This window comes from Kocuria soli, from assembly GCF_003797835.1.
GTDB classification, from domain to species: Bacteria; Actinomycetota; Actinomycetes; order Actinomycetales; family Micrococcaceae; genus Kocuria; species Kocuria soli.
Genome location: NZ_RKMF01000030.1, coordinates 1 through 1,075, shown reverse-complemented (window position 1 = coordinate 1,075; position 1,075 = coordinate 1). Strand labels below are relative to the sequence as shown.

Here is a 1,075-nt window from a genome sequence, read left to right as displayed (position 1 = left end):
TGTACTCGGCCACGACGTTGGTTACAGGCGGCTGGTCGGAGGTAGTCCGTCGAGTGCGCTGTGGCGGCGTTGAGTGTTGTAGATGTTCAGCCAGGGGTCAAGCGCCTCTTTACGCGCCTGGTTGCTGGTGAATACGTGGCGGTAGGCCCACTCGGTCTGCAGGGTGCGGTTGAATCTCTCCACTTTCCCGTTCTGCCAGGGGCAGTGCGCTCTGATGAACTTCTGCCTGGCCCCAAGTGCTGCGACCGCGTCAATGAACGCCTGACCGTGCCGGTAGGCCATGGCGTTGTCGGTCATGACTCGTTCGATCTGATCGATGCCGTGCGCGGCGAAGTAGGCCGCGGCCCGGGTCAGGAAGGCCGCGCAGGTGCCGGCCTTCTCGTCGTCGTGGATCTCGGAATAGGCCAGCCGTGAGTGGTCATCGACCATCGAGTGCACGAAGTCGTAGCCGTTGCCGCGACCGCGGACCTGCACGCTACGGCCGTGGGCACGCCACCCGCCTCCCTCGGGAATCTTGCCTAGCTTCTTGACGTCTACGTGGACCAGTTCTCCCGGTCTGTCCCGTTCGTAGCGGACCGCGGTGGACTTGGAGGAGCGAATCACCTCCCCGGTCATCGGATCGCACACGGCCAGCCGCGGTACGCCGTGGCGGGCCAGGATGCGGGAGACGGTCCGGGCCGGCACACCCACCCGGGGGCCCAGCAGGCCCGGACCCTCACGGTGGACCCTGCGTGCTTGAAGCACCTGAGCCTCGACCTGCGCGCTGGTCCTGGTTGGCATCGAGTGTGGCCGGGAGGAACGGGTGAGCAGCCCGTCCTCGCCCTCGGCGGCGTACCGGTCGATCCATGTCGTGACGCACTTGCGCGAGACACCCATCGCTGCGGCGATGTGCGCCTTCTTCCACCCGTTGTGATGACGCTGGACGATCAACCGACGACCGTGAACGGTCAGGCGGGCACTACCGTGGGACATGAGAACCTCCGGGGTGGAGTGGGCCTTAGACAAGCCACATCCCACTCGGAGGTTCTCCCTCGTTCAACCCGACCCGCTGCTACCAACGTCATGGCCAGGTACA

1 protein-coding gene is annotated in these 1,075 nt (G+C 65.5%); it reads right to left on the bottom strand.

What is annotated here, in order from left to right:
- Positions 1 to 21: 21 nt before the first annotated feature.
- Positions 22 to 972 carry an IS481 family transposase gene (locus EDL96_RS13295; protein WP_123826704.1) on the bottom strand — a complete coding sequence of 317 codons (951 nt, stop codon included), beginning with the start codon at positions 970 to 972 and terminating at the stop codon, positions 22 to 24.
- Positions 973 to 1,075: the final 103 nt, after the last annotated feature.

Coding starts and splice junctions, on each gene's coding strand:
- EDL96_RS13295 (WP_123826704.1), bottom strand. CDS start 972: ATGTCCCACGGTAGTGCCCGCCTGACCGTTCACGGTCGTCGGTTGATC.